Annotated in this window: 11 protein-coding genes; 5 read left to right on the top strand and 6 right to left on the bottom strand. The window is 71.1% G+C overall.

What is annotated here, in order from left to right:
* Window position 1: 1 nt before the first annotated feature.
* Genes Msi02_RS22440 through Msi02_RS22425 form a run of 4 tightly spaced genes read left to right on the top strand, consistent with a single transcriptional unit; the run spans window position 2 to window position 6,703 of the window.
* Window positions 2–208, top strand: a complete 207-nt coding sequence (locus Msi02_RS22440; RefSeq protein ID WP_204050105.1) for an MbtH family protein — start codon at window positions 2–4, stop codon at window positions 206–208.
* Entirely contained in the window at window positions 205–1,656 is a 1,452-nt protein-coding gene (locus Msi02_RS22435; RefSeq protein ID WP_204050104.1) for a condensation domain-containing protein, read from the top strand. The genes Msi02_RS22440 and Msi02_RS22435 overlap by 4 nt, the downstream gene beginning before the upstream one ends.
* Before the next feature lie 2 nt (window positions 1,657–1,658).
* Window positions 1,659–3,590 carry a non-ribosomal peptide synthetase gene (locus tag Msi02_RS22430; protein WP_204050103.1) on the top strand — a complete coding sequence of 644 codons (1,932 nt, stop codon included), beginning with the start codon at window positions 1,659–1,661 and terminating at the stop codon, window positions 3,588–3,590.
* A complete protein-coding gene (locus Msi02_RS22425) occupies window positions 3,587–6,703 on the top strand; it encodes a non-ribosomal peptide synthetase (protein ID WP_204050102.1) in 3,117 nt (1,038 codons plus the stop codon). Before Msi02_RS22430 ends, Msi02_RS22425 begins: the two co-directional genes overlap by 4 nt.
* 68 nt (window positions 6,704–6,771) lie before the next feature.
* On the opposite strand, the gene Msi02_RS22420 is transcribed toward Msi02_RS22425, so the two are convergent.
* Window positions 6,772–7,683: an SDR family oxidoreductase gene (locus tag Msi02_RS22420; RefSeq protein WP_204050101.1), complete on the bottom strand. Its 912-nt coding sequence runs from the start codon at window positions 7,681–7,683 to the stop codon at window positions 6,772–6,774.
* A 122-nt stretch (window positions 7,684–7,805) separates the two neighbouring features.
* Between Msi02_RS22420 and Msi02_RS22415 the strand changes: the two genes are divergently transcribed.
* Window positions 7,806–8,396, top strand: coding sequence for a TetR family transcriptional regulator (locus Msi02_RS22415; protein WP_204050100.1), 591 nt, complete (start codon window positions 7,806–7,808; stop codon window positions 8,394–8,396).
* A 91-nt stretch (window positions 8,397–8,487) separates the two neighbouring features.
* Here Msi02_RS22415 and Msi02_RS22410 read toward each other — a convergent pair whose 3' ends face one another.
* The 5 genes from Msi02_RS22410 to Msi02_RS22390 all read right to left on the bottom strand — a co-directional run bounded on the left by Msi02_RS22410 (window position 8,488) and on the right by Msi02_RS22390 (window position 14,267).
* Window positions 8,488–9,507, bottom strand: a complete 1,020-nt coding sequence (locus Msi02_RS22410) for a LacI family DNA-binding transcriptional regulator (RefSeq protein WP_193204543.1) — start codon at window positions 9,505–9,507, stop codon at window positions 8,488–8,490.
* A 28-nt stretch (window positions 9,508–9,535) separates the two neighbouring features.
* Window positions 9,536–10,927, bottom strand: coding sequence for a GH1 family beta-glucosidase (locus Msi02_RS22405; RefSeq protein ID WP_204050158.1), 1,392 nt, complete (start codon window positions 10,925–10,927; stop codon window positions 9,536–9,538).
* A gap of 41 nt (window positions 10,928–10,968) precedes the next feature.
* Entirely contained in the window at window positions 10,969–11,862 is an 894-nt protein-coding gene (locus Msi02_RS22400) for a carbohydrate ABC transporter permease (protein WP_239108612.1), read from the bottom strand.
* Window positions 11,859–12,743: a carbohydrate ABC transporter permease gene (locus Msi02_RS22395; RefSeq protein WP_239108611.1), complete on the bottom strand. Its 885-nt coding sequence runs from the start codon at window positions 12,741–12,743 to the stop codon at window positions 11,859–11,861. The genes Msi02_RS22400 and Msi02_RS22395 overlap by 4 nt, the downstream gene beginning before the upstream one ends.
* Before the next feature lie 174 nt (window positions 12,744–12,917).
* A complete protein-coding gene (locus tag Msi02_RS22390) occupies window positions 12,918–14,267 on the bottom strand; it encodes an ABC transporter substrate-binding protein (protein WP_204050099.1) in 1,350 nt (449 codons plus the stop codon).
* Window positions 14,268–14,593: the final 326 nt, after the last annotated feature.

Below are 14,593 nucleotides of genomic sequence, written 5' to 3'. Positions count from 1 at the left end.
CATGACCGACTCCCCGATGCTCGTGGTCGTCAACGACGAGGAGCAGTACTCCGTATGGTGGAGTGACCGCGAGCCGCCCGCCGGGTGGCGGGCCACCGGCTTCGCGGGCACGCGGCAGGAATGCCTGGACCACATCGAGACGGTGTGGACCGACATGCGCCCGCTGAGCGCACGCGACCCGGCGACGCTGAGCTCCCGGGACAGATGACCACCGCGGAGCGCCGCGCCGCGCTGATCGAGAAGCTGGCCGGGCTGCCCCCCGAGCGCCGGGCGGCGCTGCTGCGCTCCCTCGGGGGCGCGCCGCGGGACCCCGGCGGCGAGGAGTGGCCGCTGTCGCCGGGGCAGGAGCGCCTGTGGTTCCTCAGCCGCTTCGACCCCGGCGACACCAGTTACAACACGCCCTGGTGCATGCGGCTGCGGGGGCCGCTCGACGTGGACGCGCTGACCGCGGCGTTCACCCGGATCGTGGCGCGGCACGAGGTGCTGCGGACCCGCTTCCGGCTACGCGGGGACGCCCCCGTGCAGGTCGTGCTGCCGCCCGGGCCGGTGCCGCTGGAGAGGATCGCGCTCTCGGGGGAGGCGGACCTCGACCGGGCGCTGAAGGAGTTCGTCGAGCGGCCGTTCGACCTGGAGAACGAGCCTCCCCTGCGGACCGGCCTGGCCGAGCCGGGCAGGGACGACGCGGTCGTGTGCATCGTCCTGCACCACATCGTGATGGACGGCTGGTCGCTCGACGTGCTCATGCGTGAGCTCACGGAGTGCTACGCCGCCGGGCGCGAGGGGCGTGAGCCCGAGCTGCCGGAGCTGCCCACGCAGTATCCCCGCTTCGCCGTGCAGGAGAGGCAGCGGGACCACACGGAGGGCCTGGAGTACTGGACGCGCCGCCTGGCCGGCGCCCCCGCGCTGGACCTTCCGGCCGACCACCCCCGGCCGCCCCGGTGGTCCGGGCGTGGCGGACGCGAGCACCTGCTGTTGCCGCCGGAGGAGATCACGCCGCTGGAGAAGGTGGCCAGGAAGCGGCGCTGCACGTCCTTCATGGCCCTGGCCGCCGCCTACCAGGCGACCCTCGCCCTGGCGTCGGGCCAGTCCGACTTCTGCGTCGGCGTGCCGGTGGCCGGCCGGTCCCGCAGCGAGCTGGCGCCGCTGATCGGCTACTTCGGCAACACGATGGTGCTGCGCGCCGACCTGTCCGGCGACCCGTCGTTCCACGAGCTGCTGGACCGCGTGCGGGAGACGACCCTGGCCGGGATGCGGCACGCGGAGGTGCCGTTCGAGCACGTCCTGGCCGCGCTGCGCGTCCCCCGCGACATCAGCAGGCCGCCGCTGTGCCAGGCCATGTTCAACCTGCACAACCTGCCCAAGGACGACCTGCTGGGGACCCGGATGGCCGACCTCGGCCGGGAGGTCTACACGGTCCCGCCCAGTCACACCAAGTCGGAGGTCTCGATGGACCTGTGGCGGGGGCCGGAGGGGCTGGGCGGCGTCCTCGACTACAGCAGCGATCTGTTCGCGCCCGCGACCGCGCGCCGCCTCGTCGGCGGCTTCGCCGAGATCGTACGGCGGGCCGGGGCCGACCCGGACATCCCGCTGTCCGCGCTGAGCGGCGTGTTCTCGAGCGCGTTCTCGAGCGTGTTCTCGGAAGTGAAAGGTGCGTGAAAGTGAGTGACGCGGTGAGCGGCGTGACCACCCCTGATACGGCGCTCGCGCTGATCCGCCGGTGGCGTGACGCGAGCCCCGACGCGGTCGCGGTGAGCGGCGCCGGTGGCGTGCTGACATACCGGGAGCTGCACGACAGGGTCGACCGGCTGGCGGCGCTGCTGCGCGCCCGCGGAGTCGGCCCGGAGGTCCCGGTGGGCCTGTGCCTGGAGCGCTGCCCCGGCATGGTCGTCGCCCTGCTCGCCGTGTGGCGGGCCGGCGGCGCCTACGTGCCGCTCGACCCGGGCTTCCCCGAGGACCGGCTCCGGTACATGCGGGAGGACGCGGGCATCCGGCTGGTGCTGGCCGGCCAGGGGATCGAATCCCGGCTGCTCGACGGCGTCCCCGACGTCGTCGAGCTTTCGCAGGACGGCGTTCCCGTCGCGGGCGGGGCCCCCGGCGACGGCGACGTGCCGACCGGCGGCGAGGTGTTGGTCGACGGCGAGGTGTTGGTCGACGGCACCGTGGGCGACCTGGCCTACCTCATGTACACCTCCGGTTCCACCGGCAGGCCCAAGGGGGTCGCCGTGCCGCACGGCGCGGTGGTCAACCTGCTGGAGTCCTTCGCCTCCCTGCTGGAGCTCACCCCGCGCGACGCCTGGCTGGCGGTCACCACCTTGTCGTTCGACATCTCGGTGCTCGAGCTCCTCCTGCCGCTGGCCTGCGGCGCCCGGGTGGTGGTCGCGTCCGGGCACGAGACGGCGGACGGCCGGGCCCTGCGGTCGCGTGCCGTGAGCGAGGCCGTCACGATCATGCAGGCGACCCCGGCGAGCTGGCGCATCCTGCTCGAATCCGGCGGGGTCCCCGAGAACGTCGCGACCCGGCTGTGCGGGGGCGAGGCGCTGCCCCGCGACCTCGCCGACGCCCTCCTCGACGGCGGGGCCCGGCTCTGGAACGTGTACGGCCCGACGGAGACGACGGTATGGTCGACGGCCGGGCGGGTGGCCCCGTCCCCGGCCCCCGTCGACCTGGGGGAGCCCATCGGCAACACGACGGTGCACATCCTCGGCCCCGACGGACGTCCCGTGCCGCCCGGCGAGGCCGGTGAGCTGCACATCGGCGGCGCCGGCCTGGCGAGGGGATACCGCGGCATGCCGGGCCAGACGGCGGCCAGGTTCCTGCCCGACCCGTTCTCCGGAGTGCCGGGGGCCCGCCTGTACGCCACGGGCGACCTCGCCAGGATCGAGGACGGCAGGCTTCACTACCTGGGCCGGGCCGACCAGCAGGTGAAGGTGCGCGGGTTCCGGATCGAGCTCGGCGAGATCGAGAGCGTGCTGCGGGCCGCGCCCGAGGTGGCCGACGCCGCCGTCGGCGTCTGCGACGGTCCCGACGGGCTGCCGCGTCTGGTCGCCTACATCGTGCGCGCGGCCGGGGAGCCCGAAGGGGCCGACCTGTGGCCGTCCCTGCGTGACCGGCTGCGCCGCGACGTGCCCGAGTACATGGTGCCCGCGCACCTGGTGGTGCTGGACGCCCTGCCGCTCACCCCCAACGGCAAGCTCGACCGCAAGGCCCTGCCCGTGCCCGAGTGGACCCGGGCGCGCAGCCGGCCGTACCGGCCCGCGTCCACGCAGTTGGAGGAGGACCTCGCGGCGATGTGGGGGGAGGTGCTGGGCATCGCGGAGCCGGTCGGCGTGGACGACGACTTCTTCGAGCTGGGCGGGCACTCGCTGACCGCCACCCAGATCATCGCCAGGATCCAGGCGCGCTTCGCGATCAACGTGCCGATCGTGGTGCTGTTCGAGAACCCCACGGTGGCCGACCTGGCGGCGGCGATGGACCGGCTCGACGACGACGACCTGGACCTCGCCGAGATCGCCGCGCTCCGCGACGAACTCGACGGCCTCAGCGCCGAGGACCTGGCGGCCGTGCTCGACGAGATGGCGTCGGACGCATGAGGGCGCCCCTGTCGCCGGGCCAGGAACGGCTCTGGCTCCTGCAGAGGCTGAATCCCCGCGACGCCTCGTACACCATGTACACCGTCCGCCGGCTGCGCGGGCCCCTCGACACCGGCACCCTCGAACAGGCCCTCGCCGACGTCGTGGCCCGGCACGAGGGCCTGCGCACCCGGTTCGACGAGGAGGACGGCGTCCCCTGGGCGATCGCCGAGCCGCCGGGGGCGGCGGAGTCACTCCCGCCGGTCGAGCGGATCCAGGCCGCCGACGAGGAGCACGCCCGGCGGCTTGTCGCCGAGCGGGTGAACGCCCCGTTCGACCTCGCCGAGGGCGTGCCGCTGCGCGTCGCGGTCATCGCGATCGGCGCGCTGGACCACGTCCTGTGCGTCACGATGCACCACATCATCGGCGACGGCTGGTCGCTGGGGATCCTCTTCGACGACCTGGCGGAGTGCTACACCGCGCGCCTGCACGGGCGCGCCCCGAGTCTGCCGCCGCTGCCGGTCCAGCCGTCCGACTACGCCCGCTGGCAGCGCCGCCGCGCCGAGCGCGCGGTGCCGTACTGGCAGGAGCGGCTCGCCGATCCGCCGCCGCCCGACCTGCCCTGCGGCATCGGGGCCGGGGACGTCCGCGACGAGGATCGCGCGGGCTTCCAGATCGTCCGGATGGGCCGGGAGGTCGCGGGCGAGCTCGACCGGCTCGCCCGCGAGCACAGGACCACGCCGTTCACCGTGCTCATGACGGCCTACCAGGTGCTGCTGCACCGGCACACCGGCCACACCGACGTCCTCGTCGGCACGGCCGTGGCCGGCCGCGACCGGGTCGAGCTGGAACCGATGATCGGCTACCTCTCGCAGACCGTCGTGCTGCGCGGCGACCTCGGCGGCGATCCGTCGTTCACCGAGCTGCTGGGGCGCATGAGGCAGGAGGCGCTGACGGCGCTGAGCCGGCCTTCGGTCCCGTTCGAGCGGATCGGGCACCCCGCCGAGGCGCTGATGCCGACCATGTTCATCCTGCACAGCCAGGACCTGGGACCCACCCGGCCGTTCGGCGACCTGTCCGTCGGCTTCTTCCCGGACGGCTACCGGCAGGTCAAGCTCGGCCTGTACACCGAGGCGTGGTTCGAGGACGGCGAGATCGTCCTGTCGTTCGGCCACGACGGGTTCAGCGGGTCTCCGCACGAGGCGGAGGCCGTCCGCCGGCTCGCCGAGCGTTTCCTGCTCCTGCTCGAGTCGGCCGTGGCGGAACCGCATCGCCGGATCTCCGAGCTGCGCGTCTGGACCGGCGACGACGAGGCCGACATCCGTGCCATGGCCGGCGAGGGCGCCGACACCCCCGGACCGGCGGTCCCCGAGATGATCGCGGAGACCGTCCGGCGCGCGCCCGGCGCCGTCGCGGTGGTCTGCGGGGAGACCGAGGTCACCTACGGCGAACTGGACCGGCGGGCGGCACGGCTGGCCGCCGCGCTGCGGGCCCGGGGCGTGCGCCCCGGCGACGTGGTCGGCGTCTGCCTGCCCCGTTCGGTCGAGGCGATCACCGCGCTGCTCGCCGTCTGGCGGGCCGGCGCGGCCTACCTGCCGTTCGAGCCGGACGAGCCGGAGGAGCGGCTGGCCTTCTCGCTCGCGGACGCCGGAGCGACGCACGTGATCACGAACCGGGCGCTGCCCGCCGGGCTCACCGCCGTCGATCCGCTGGCCGGCGAGGACGACGCGGCCGCCGGCGACCCCGACGATCAGGGCGAACCGGCCGGGACGCGCCCGGGTGACGTGGCCTACGTGATCTCCACCTCCGGCTCCACCGGCAGGCCCAAGGGCGTCGCCGTCGAGCACCGGGCCATCGCGGCCCGGATCCGGTGGATGCGCGGCGAGTACGGCCTGGCGCCCGGCGACCGCGTCGTCCAGTTCGCGTCGCTGAGCTTCGACACCCACCTCGAAGAGGTCTTCCCCACGCTCGCCGCGGGAGCGACCCTGGTGCTGCTGCCCGGCGGGGCGGCGACGCTGCCCGACCTGCTGGCCGCCCCGGGCGGGGAGCGGATCACGATGCTCGACCTGCCCACCGCCTACTGGCATCACCTGGTCGAGGAGATCGACCAGATCGCCTGGCCGCCCGCGCTCCGGCTGGTCGTCATCGGCGGCGAGCAGGCGTCCGGCGGCGCGGTGACGCGCTGGCGCGGCCGGTTCGGCGACGGCGTCCGCCTGGTGAACACCTACGGGCCGACCGAGGCCGCGGTCATCGCGACCGCGACCGACCTCGGCGCGACGTACGGCAGGCCGCCGATCGGCCGGCCCGTCGGCGCGACGACGGTCCACCTGCTCGACGCCGCCGGGGCGCCGGTCCCGAAGGGCGTGATCGGCGAGCTGGTCATCGGCGGTGCCGGGGTGGCACGCGGCTACCTGCGCCGCCCGGCGCTCACGGCCGCCGCCTTCGTCCCCGACCCGTTCGGACCGCCGGGATCACGGAGGTACCGCACCGGCGACCGGGCGCGCTGGCACCAGGACGGCACGCTGGAGTTCCTCGGACGGCTCGACGGGCAGCTCAAGGTCCGCGGCTTCCGGATCGAGCCGGGCGAGGTCGAGGCACGGCTGCTCGACCATCCGGGCGTCGGTCAGGCGTTCGTGACGGTCCACGCCGAGGAATTGGTGGCGTACGTGACCGGGACCGCGACGGGGGAGGAGCTCGCCGCGCACCTCGCGCGGACCCTGCCCCGCCATCTCGTCCCGACCGCCTGGGTCGTTCTCGACGCGCTGCCGCTCACCAGCCGCGGCAAGGTGGACCGGGCGGCGCTGCCCGCGCCGGTCCGGGCGCCGTCGGCCGGGCACGTCCCCCCGGGCACGGACGCCGAGCTGCTGGTGGCCGAGATCTGGGCGGAACTGCTGGGCGTCGGCTCCATCGGCGTGAACGACGATTTCTTCACCCTGGGCGGGCACTCGCTGCTCGCGACGAGGATCGCGGCCAGGCTGCGCCGGGCGACCGGGGTGGAGGTCCCGGTCCGGACGATCTTCGAGCGGCGCACCGTGGCCGAGCTGGCGGTCGCGCTGGAGGATCTGCTGGTCGCGGAGCTGGAGGACATGTCGGAGGAGGAGGCCGAGCGCCTGCTCTCGTCCGCCGGCGGCTGACCGCGAGGCGGGCGCCCTGTGTCTTCTGGGCGTCCGCCTCATGTTTTCTGGGCGTCCGCCTCATGTCGTCAGGAGGCCGGCGTGACCAAGTAGTCGCCGTGCTCCAGGTCCTCGAGCAGCGTCGGGTGGGTGGGCGACCAGCCGAGCAGTTCCTGCGTGTACGAGCTGGAGACGGGCCCGTCGAAGCCGTAGACGGTGGCCATGAACGGGCTGACGAAGTGCGTGGCAGCCTTGTCGGGGGTCAGCGAGACCGTGGGCACATCCAGGCCCCGGGCGATCGTCTCCGCGATGCTCTTCAGGGTGACGCCGCTTTCGGCCACTCCGTGCAGCACGCTGCCCGCAGGTGCCTTCTCCAGCGCCAGACGGAACAGGACCGCAGCGTCGAGCCGGTGCACCGCGGGCCACCGGTTGGTGCCGTCTCCGACGTACGCCGAGACGCCGGTCTTTCGCGCGGTGGCGATGAGCATGGGGATGAAACCGTGGTCTTCGGGACCGTGGACGGTGGGAGCGAGGCGGACCACGCTCGCGCGCACTCCCCGGGCGGCGAAGCCCAGACACGCCCGCTCACCCGCGATGCGGAAGGCGGCGATCCCGGCCGCGTCGGGCTCGTCCTTCTCGGTGGCCTCCCGGCCGGCGGGCATGACCAGGGTGCCCGAGGTGACGACGAGCGGCTTGCCCGAGTGTTCCAACGGCCGGCCGAGCGTCTCGATCGCGGTCCGGTCGCGTCTCATCATGTCGTCGAGGTCGGAGAAGTCGCCGCCGTAGGCCATGTGCAGGACTGCGTCGGCGGCTTCGGCGCCCCTGCGCAGACTGTCGAGATCGTCCAGGGATCCGCGGTGTGGTGTGGCCCCCAGCGACTCCAGCCGGGCGGCGGCGGCATCCGAGCGCGCGAGACCGGTGACGGTGTGACCGGCCGCGATGAGTTCGGCGACGACCGCGGGGCCGGTCTGGCCGGAACCACCGGTGACAAAGACATGCATGGGACACTCTCCCGCGTTACGTCAGTGACTGGCACTAAGTAGTGCCAGTCACTGACTTTATGTAGCGCCAGTCGCTGGCGTCAAGTAGCGCCAGTGACTGACATATGCGGTATCCTCGGAGGGTGCCACGAAGCGGAGCGGAAGCGCGCCGCCGCCTTCAGCAGGCGGCCCTGGAGCTGTATCGGGAACGCGGGTTCGACCAGACCACCACGGCCGAGATCGCCGCCCGGGCCGGCGTCAACGAACGCACGTTCTTCCGGCACTTCCCGGACAAGCGCGAGGTGCTCTTCGACGGCGAAGCCGACCTGCGCGCGGCGCTGGCGCGGGCGGTGGCCGAAGCACCTGCTGATCTCCAGCCGCTCGAGATACTGCTCTTCGCCTTCCGGAAGGTCGAACGGATCCTCGAGGACAATCGCCCGTTCGCCGAACCACGACTGCACGTCATCGCGGTGACACCGGCACTCCGTGAACGCGACCTGGCCAAGACCGCCTCGATCACCGAAGCCGTAGCGGAGGCACTGCGGCGGCGCGGTGTCACCGACCGGCTGGCCGGCCTGGCTGCTCACACCGGCTGGGCCGCCTTTCACCAAGCGATCCAATCCTGGATCGACGATTCCTCGCAGAGCTTGGACGCACATCTCCTCCAAGCCTTCGACGACCTGCGCGCCCTTTCCGCGACTGCCCCACCGGCACAGGCACGGCCCGGAGACTGACACCACGGATGTTCCCGGCCCTCCCCGGCATGCCGACGAGACCGCCGCACACCCTCGGGTGCGCGGCGGTCTCGTCGTTCGTGCGGCCGTGTCAGGCGGAGGCGCGGATCACCAGGTGGGTGTCGAGGATGACGACCGGCTGCTCCAGCGGCTCGCCGTTGATCCGGGCGATCAGAAGCTGGACCATCTGCCGGCCCATCGCCTCGGTCGGCTGGTGCACGCTCGTGAGCTGCGGGTCGGTGTGCAGCGCCACCTTGGAGTCCTCGAAACCGATCAGCGCGACGTCGTTGGGCACGACCAGGCCCTGCTCCTTCAGCACCCGCAGGGCGCCGACCGCCATCGGGTCGGAGGCCGTGAACACGGCGTCCAGGTCGGGGTGACGGGCGAGCAGGTCGCGCATGCCCGCCTCCCCGCTCTCCTCGGAGAAGTCGCCGTACGCGACGCGCTCGGTCATACCGGTGGCCAGCAGCGCGTCGCGGTATCCGGCGAGACGGTCGACGCCCACGCCCATGTCCTGCGGACCGGCGATGGTGGCGATCTTGGTCCGGCCCTTGGAGAGCAGGTACTTGACCGCCTGCCGGGCGCCGGCCCGGTTGTCCATGTCGACGAAGCTGTACGGGTTGAGCCCGACCGGGCGGCCACCGAGCACGGTCGGCACGCCCATCTCCTCCAGCCGTCCCGGCAGCGGGTCGGCGCCGTGCACCGAGGTGAGCAGCACGCCGTCGACGTGCTGCCCGGTCAGGTAGTGCTCCAGCCGGTCGTGCTCGGCACGGTTCTGCGCCATCGTGAGGATGAGCTGGAGGCCGGTCTCCGACAGCGCGGAACCGATGCCGCGGATCAGCCCGGCGAAGTACGGCTCGTCGAAGACGCGCTGCTCCGACTCCGACACCACCAGCGCGATGGTGTCGGTCCGATTGGTCACGAGGGTGCGCGCCGCCCGGTTGGGCACGTAGCCGAGCTCTTGGATCGCCAGTAACACCGCGTCGCGGGCCCGGTCGCTCACCTTGGGCGAGCCGTTGATGACCCGCGACACGGTGCCGCGGCCGACCCCGGCGCGTGCGGCGACCGCTTCCAGAGTCGGCCGGCCTCCGGAACGGCGGTCCCCGTTCATCTATACTGCCCCCTTATCGTGTCTGCGCTTATTGTGCCCGACCCAGCAGGCCGCCGTGTCTGATGGTGTCGGCATACCACAAAGCGCTCGATTTCATGGTCCTCGCCTGGGTCTCGTAGTCCACGTACACGAGACCGAAGCGCTTGCCGTAGCCCCAGGCCCACTCGAAGTTGTCCATCAGGGACCAGGCGAAGTAGCCCTGGAGCGGGATGCCCGACTCGATGGCCGCGTGGCAGATCCGCAGGTGGGCCTCGATGTAGGCGACCCGGTCGGGGTCGTGCACGGCGCCGTCCTCGCCGATCACGTCGTCGTAGGCCGCGCCGTTCTCCGAGATGTAGAGCGGGATCCGCGGGTACTCGTCGGCGATCCGCCGCAGCATCTCGTACAGGCCGCTGTCGTCGACCTCCCAGCCCATGGAGGTGACCGGGCGGCCGCCGTTGACGAAGCCCACGTGCTCGCTGCCGATCCACGGCGAGCCGGAGTCCGTCGGCGCGGCGGCCGCGGACGCGGCGCCGCCGGGCGCGCCGGAGACGGTGAAGCGGCTGTAGTAGTTGATCAGCAGCATGTCGAGCGGGGCGGCGATCGTGGCCAGGTCGCCGTCCTGGATGAACTCCATGTCGGACAGGTGGCTCAGGTCGGCCAGCACGTCCTCGGGGTAGGAGCCCTTGAGCAGCGCGTCCAGGAAGAACCGGTTCTGCAGCCCGTCGATGCGGCGCGCGGCGTCCTGGTCGGCCTCGCTGCCGGTGGCGGGCGTGACCGGGTACACGTTGACGCACCCGCCGATCAGCGAGTCGGGGTTCTGCGCCCGCATCGCCTGGACGGCCAGGCCGTGCGCGAGGTTGAGGTGGTGCGCGGCGCGCAGCGCGGCGGCCGGCTCGCGCCGACCGGGGGCGTGCTCGCCGGAGGCGTAGCCGAGGAACGCGGCGCACCAGGGCTCGTTGACCGTGCTCCAGTTCCTGACCCGGTCGCCGAGCTCGGCGTGCACGGTCGCGGCGAAGTCGGCGAAGCGCTTCGACGTGTCGCGCGACGGCCACCCGCCGGCGTCTTCGAGCGCCTGGGGGAGGTCCCAGTGGTAAAGCGTCAGCCACGGGTCGATGCCGTAGCTGAGCAGCTCGTCGACGAGCCTCTTGTAGAAGTCGAGGCCCTTGGCGCTGTACGCGCCGGAGCCGTCGGGCTGGATCCGCGGCCAGGAGACGGAGAACCGGTAGGCGGTGAGGCCGAGGTCCGCCATGAGCTTGACGTCCTCGCGATACCGGTTGTAGTGGTCGATCGCGATCTCGGCGGTGTCACCGCCCACGATCCGCCCGTCCTGGCTGCAGAAGGTGTCCCAGATGGAGCGGCCCCGCCCGTCCGCGGTGAGCGCGCCCTCGATCTGGTAGGCGGAGGTGGCGGCGCCCCAGACGAACCCGGTGGGGAACATCAGGCCGGCCGTCTCCGCTTCGGTTCGTGTGTCTTGCGTTGTCACGCCTTGACCGCACCTTCCATGAGTCCGCCGATGATCTGTCGGCCGAACGCGATGAAAACGACGATGAGCGGGAGAATCGACATGAGCGTGCCGCTGAAGATCAGCACGTAGTCCGTCCCGTACTTCGCGTTGAGCGAGTTGATGGCGACCTGGACCGTCGGATTGTCCGGCGTCAGCACGATCAGCGGCCACATGAAGTCGTTCCAGATCAGCATGAACGTGTTGATGCCCAGCACCGCCATGCCCGGCCGTACGGCGGGCAGGACGACGTTCCACCAGATCCGCAGGGTGGAGGCGCCGTCGACGCGGGCGGCCTCGACCAGCTCGTTCGGCACGGCCTGCTGGGTGTACTGCGTCATGAGGAAGACGCCGAAGCCGTTGAGCAGGTACGGCAGGATCACCGCCTTGATCGAGCCGACCCACTCGAGGCTGACCATGAGGCGGTAGAGGGGGACGATGCCCATCTGCTGCAGCGGGACCATCATGGTCAGCAGCACCAGCAGCAGCAGGACCTTGCCGCCCCTGAAGTTCAGCCGGGCGAACGCGAAGCCGGCGAACGTCGAGATCAGCACCACCGATACCGTCACCGTGGCGGCGATGATCAGCGAGTTGGTGAGACCGGTCAGGTAGTGCGCGTCGGGGTTGGACAGCACCCGCTGGATGTTCTCCCCGAGCTTGCCGCCCGGCAGGAACGGCGGCGGCATGTCGGTCGCCTCGGTGTTGGTGCGCGAGGCGATAACGATCATGTAGTACAGCGGGAACGCCGAGATGATGATCGTGACCGCGAGGACGAGCCTCGTCATCGGCGTGGCGGTCCAGAGACCGGCGGCACCTCCCGGCGCCTTGGCGCGGCGCCGCCGCGTGGTGGCGGGCGCGGAGAGCGTGGTCACTTGTTGCCCCCGATCCGGCGGATGAGCAGGAAGTTGATGGCCGATCCGATGAGGATGAGCAGGAACAGCAGCCAGGCGGCCGCGGAGGCGTAGCCGTAGTCGAACTCGCGGAAGCCCTGCTCGAAGATGAACATCGAGACGGTCTGGAACTGGCTGTTGGTGCCGCCGTGGACGTTGCCGTTGTAGAACGTGGTCGGCTCGGAGAACAGCGTGAGACCGCCGATGGTGGAGTTCAGCACCACGAAGATCATCGTGGGCCGGAGCATCGGGATCGTGATCTGCCAGAACTGGCGCCGCCGGGACGCGCCGTCGATCGAGGCCGCCTCGTAGAGGTCCTTGGGGATCGTCTGCATGCCGGCCAGGAAGATGATCGCGTTGTAGCCGGTCCAGCGCCAGTCGATCATCGTCGCGATGGCGAGCCAGGAGGGGAGACGCTCCGCCTTCCAGTCGATGGGGTCGGCGCCGAACCAGCCGAGCACCCAGTTGACGACGCCCCAGTCGCGGCCGTACAGCTGGGTGAAGACGACCGCCACCGCGACGACCGAGGTGACGAGGGGGAGCAGGACGCCCAGCCGGACGAACAGCTGTGCCTTCATCCGCTTGTTCAGCGCGTTGGCCAGCAGCAGGGCCAGCAGCATCTGCGGGACCGTCGCGATGACGAACATCGCGAGGGTGTTGACGACCGCCTTCCAGAATGCGGCGTCGCCGAGCATGGCGGTGTAGTTGCCGAGGCCCGTCCACTCGACCGTGCCGGTGAGGTCGTAGTCGAAGAACGAGTAGTAGAGGGTGAAGCCGAGCGGGAAGAGTCCGAAGACCAGGAAGAGCAGGTAGTAGGGAGAGACCAGGAGGTACGGCGCGGCCTTGAGGTCCAGCCAGGTCATGAAGGACCGGCCCGGTCTCGGCCGGACGTGCCTCCGGCTGGGCGGCATCGGTGCCCGGGTGGGTTGCCCGGCGTCGACGTGCAGGCTCATAAGTTACCTTTCGGGTGAAAGCAGGCGACCGGCCCGCCGGCGGGGTGCCGCTGCGGCGGGCCGGTGCTCACCTGGCGGGCGTGATCAGCCCGCGGCCTTCACGGCGTCGTCGACGAGCTTCTTCCAGCCGTTCGCGTACGGCACGGAGCCGTCGTCGATGGCGGAGACGACCGACTCGATGGCGTTCTTGACCTGGGCGTGCTTGACGCCGAGGAAGATCGGCTGGAGCGAGGCGGCCGACTTGGCGAAGATCTCACCGACGGGGGCGTCGTTGAAGTACTCGTTCTTCGCGCCCTGGACGGCCGGGTCCTGCTGCGCCTGGACGTTGCTCGGCATGTTGCCGGCGTAGTTGAAGACGCTGACCTCGGCGTCCTTACCGGTCAGGTAGTCGAGGACCTGCGCCGCCTCCTTGGGGTGCTTCGACTGCTTCGGCACGGCGAGCCAGGAGCCGCCCCAGTTGCCGCCGCCGCCGGGCACCGCCGCGACGTCCCACTTGCCCTTGAAGTCCGGTCCGGCGCCGCCGTCGCCGCTCACCGCGCCGAGCATCCACGACGGGCAGCCGAGGGTGGCGAACTGCGACTTCTTCATGCCGGTGTTCCACTCGGGCGTGAAGTTGCGCAGCTTGGCCGTGAGGCCCTCCTGGCTGATCTTCTGGGCGAAGTCGTACGCCGTCTTGACCGCCGGGTTCTTGTCGACGATCAGGTTGTTGTCCTTGTCGAAGTAGGTGACGTTGCCGTTCTTGGCACCCTCCTGCACCAGGACCACGTTGTAGAGCGTGTTGGTGCCGTCGACGAACTTGGTGTCCTTGATCTTGTCCTGGAACTTGTGGGCGACCTTGATGAAGTCGTCCCAGGTCGGCCAGAGCTTGCTGACCTCATCGCGGTCGGAGGGCAGACCGGCCTTCTCGAACAGGTCACGGCGGTAGCACAGGCTCATGCCGCCGACGTCGGTGCCGAGGCCGAACAGCTTGCCGTCGGCGGTGACGCCGTTCTCCCACTTCCAGGCGGCGAAGTCGTTCTTGCGGTTCTGCAGGCCGAACTCGCCGAGGTCGGCCCACCACTCGGGGTGCGCCTTGGCGAGGCCCATGCCGCCCTCGTCGATGCCGACGACGTCGCCGGCGCCCGCGCCGGACTGCAGCCACTGGATCATCTGCGGCCAGTAGACCTGCTCGAACTGGTCGGTCAGGTTGTCATACTTGATCTGGATGTCCTTGTGCTCCGCGTTCCACTTGTCGACGGCCTCCTTGTAGCCGAAGTTCTTGCCGCCGCCGAACGTCTGGAGCGTGATGGTGACGGGGCCGGCCGCCGCCGAGGACCCGCCGCCCGACGCGGTGTCGGAGCCCTTGTCGTCGGACTGGCAGGCGGTGGCGCCGAGAGCCAGCGCCGCCACCGCGGCGACCGCGAGCAGCCTGCCGCGGCGCGAGTTTGCAATCATTCCGGACCCCTCTCAGGTGGTATCCCGAATCGTTCGTGGGAGGTGCATCCCAGGCCGGTCCCCGATCTCACGGCCCGCGATCGAAGGTTGTGCTCGGTACTCCCGCACCGTGTGCTTCGCACGGGTTCGCACCGTGTGCTTCGCGCGGTTTCGCACCGTGTGCTTCGCACTGTTTGGGAGCGCTCCCACGAAGGGTCCTCTATGAGCAACGCGGGCGTCAATATGCCGAAACCTAACTGTTACTCCCTGGGTGGTTAGAGCCGGTCAATGGGACATAGTAGGACATACCACGCTTGGGAGCGCTCCCATATCCATATGGGCAGAAA

Source organism: Microbispora siamensis (assembly GCF_016863095.1).
In the GTDB taxonomy this organism is placed as follows: domain Bacteria; phylum Actinomycetota; class Actinomycetes; order Streptosporangiales; family Streptosporangiaceae; genus Microbispora; species Microbispora siamensis.
Note: the sequence above shows the minus strand (reverse complement) of the source record. Positions and strands in the feature narration are given on the sequence as shown.

Bases quoted from the DNA above. Each gene is read 5' to 3' on its own strand.
- Msi02_RS22440 (WP_204050105.1), top strand. From the start codon at position 2: ATGACCGACTCCCCGATGCTCGTGGTCGTCAACGACGAGGAGCAGTAC.
- Msi02_RS22435 (WP_204050104.1), top strand. From the start codon at position 205: ATGACCACCGCGGAGCGCCGCGCCGCGCTGATCGAGAAGCTGGCCGGG.
- Msi02_RS22425 (WP_204050102.1), top strand. From the start codon at position 3,587: ATGAGGGCGCCCCTGTCGCCGGGCCAGGAACGGCTCTGGCTCCTGCAG.
- Msi02_RS22420 (WP_204050101.1), bottom strand. From the start codon at position 7,683: ATGCATGTCTTTGTCACCGGTGGTTCCGGCCAGACCGGCCCCGCGGTC.
- Msi02_RS22410 (WP_193204543.1), bottom strand. From the start codon at position 9,507: ATGAACGGGGACCGCCGTTCCGGAGGCCGGCCGACTCTGGAAGCGGTC.
- Msi02_RS22405 (WP_204050158.1), bottom strand. From the start codon at position 10,927: ATGTTCCCCACCGGGTTCGTCTGGGGCGCCGCCACCTCCGCCTACCAG.
- Msi02_RS22395 (WP_239108611.1), bottom strand. From the start codon at position 12,743: ATGACCTGGCTGGACCTCAAGGCCGCGCCGTACCTCCTGGTCTCTCCC.
- Msi02_RS22390 (WP_204050099.1), bottom strand. From the start codon at position 14,267: ATGATTGCAAACTCGCGCCGCGGCAGGCTGCTCGCGGTCGCCGCGGTG.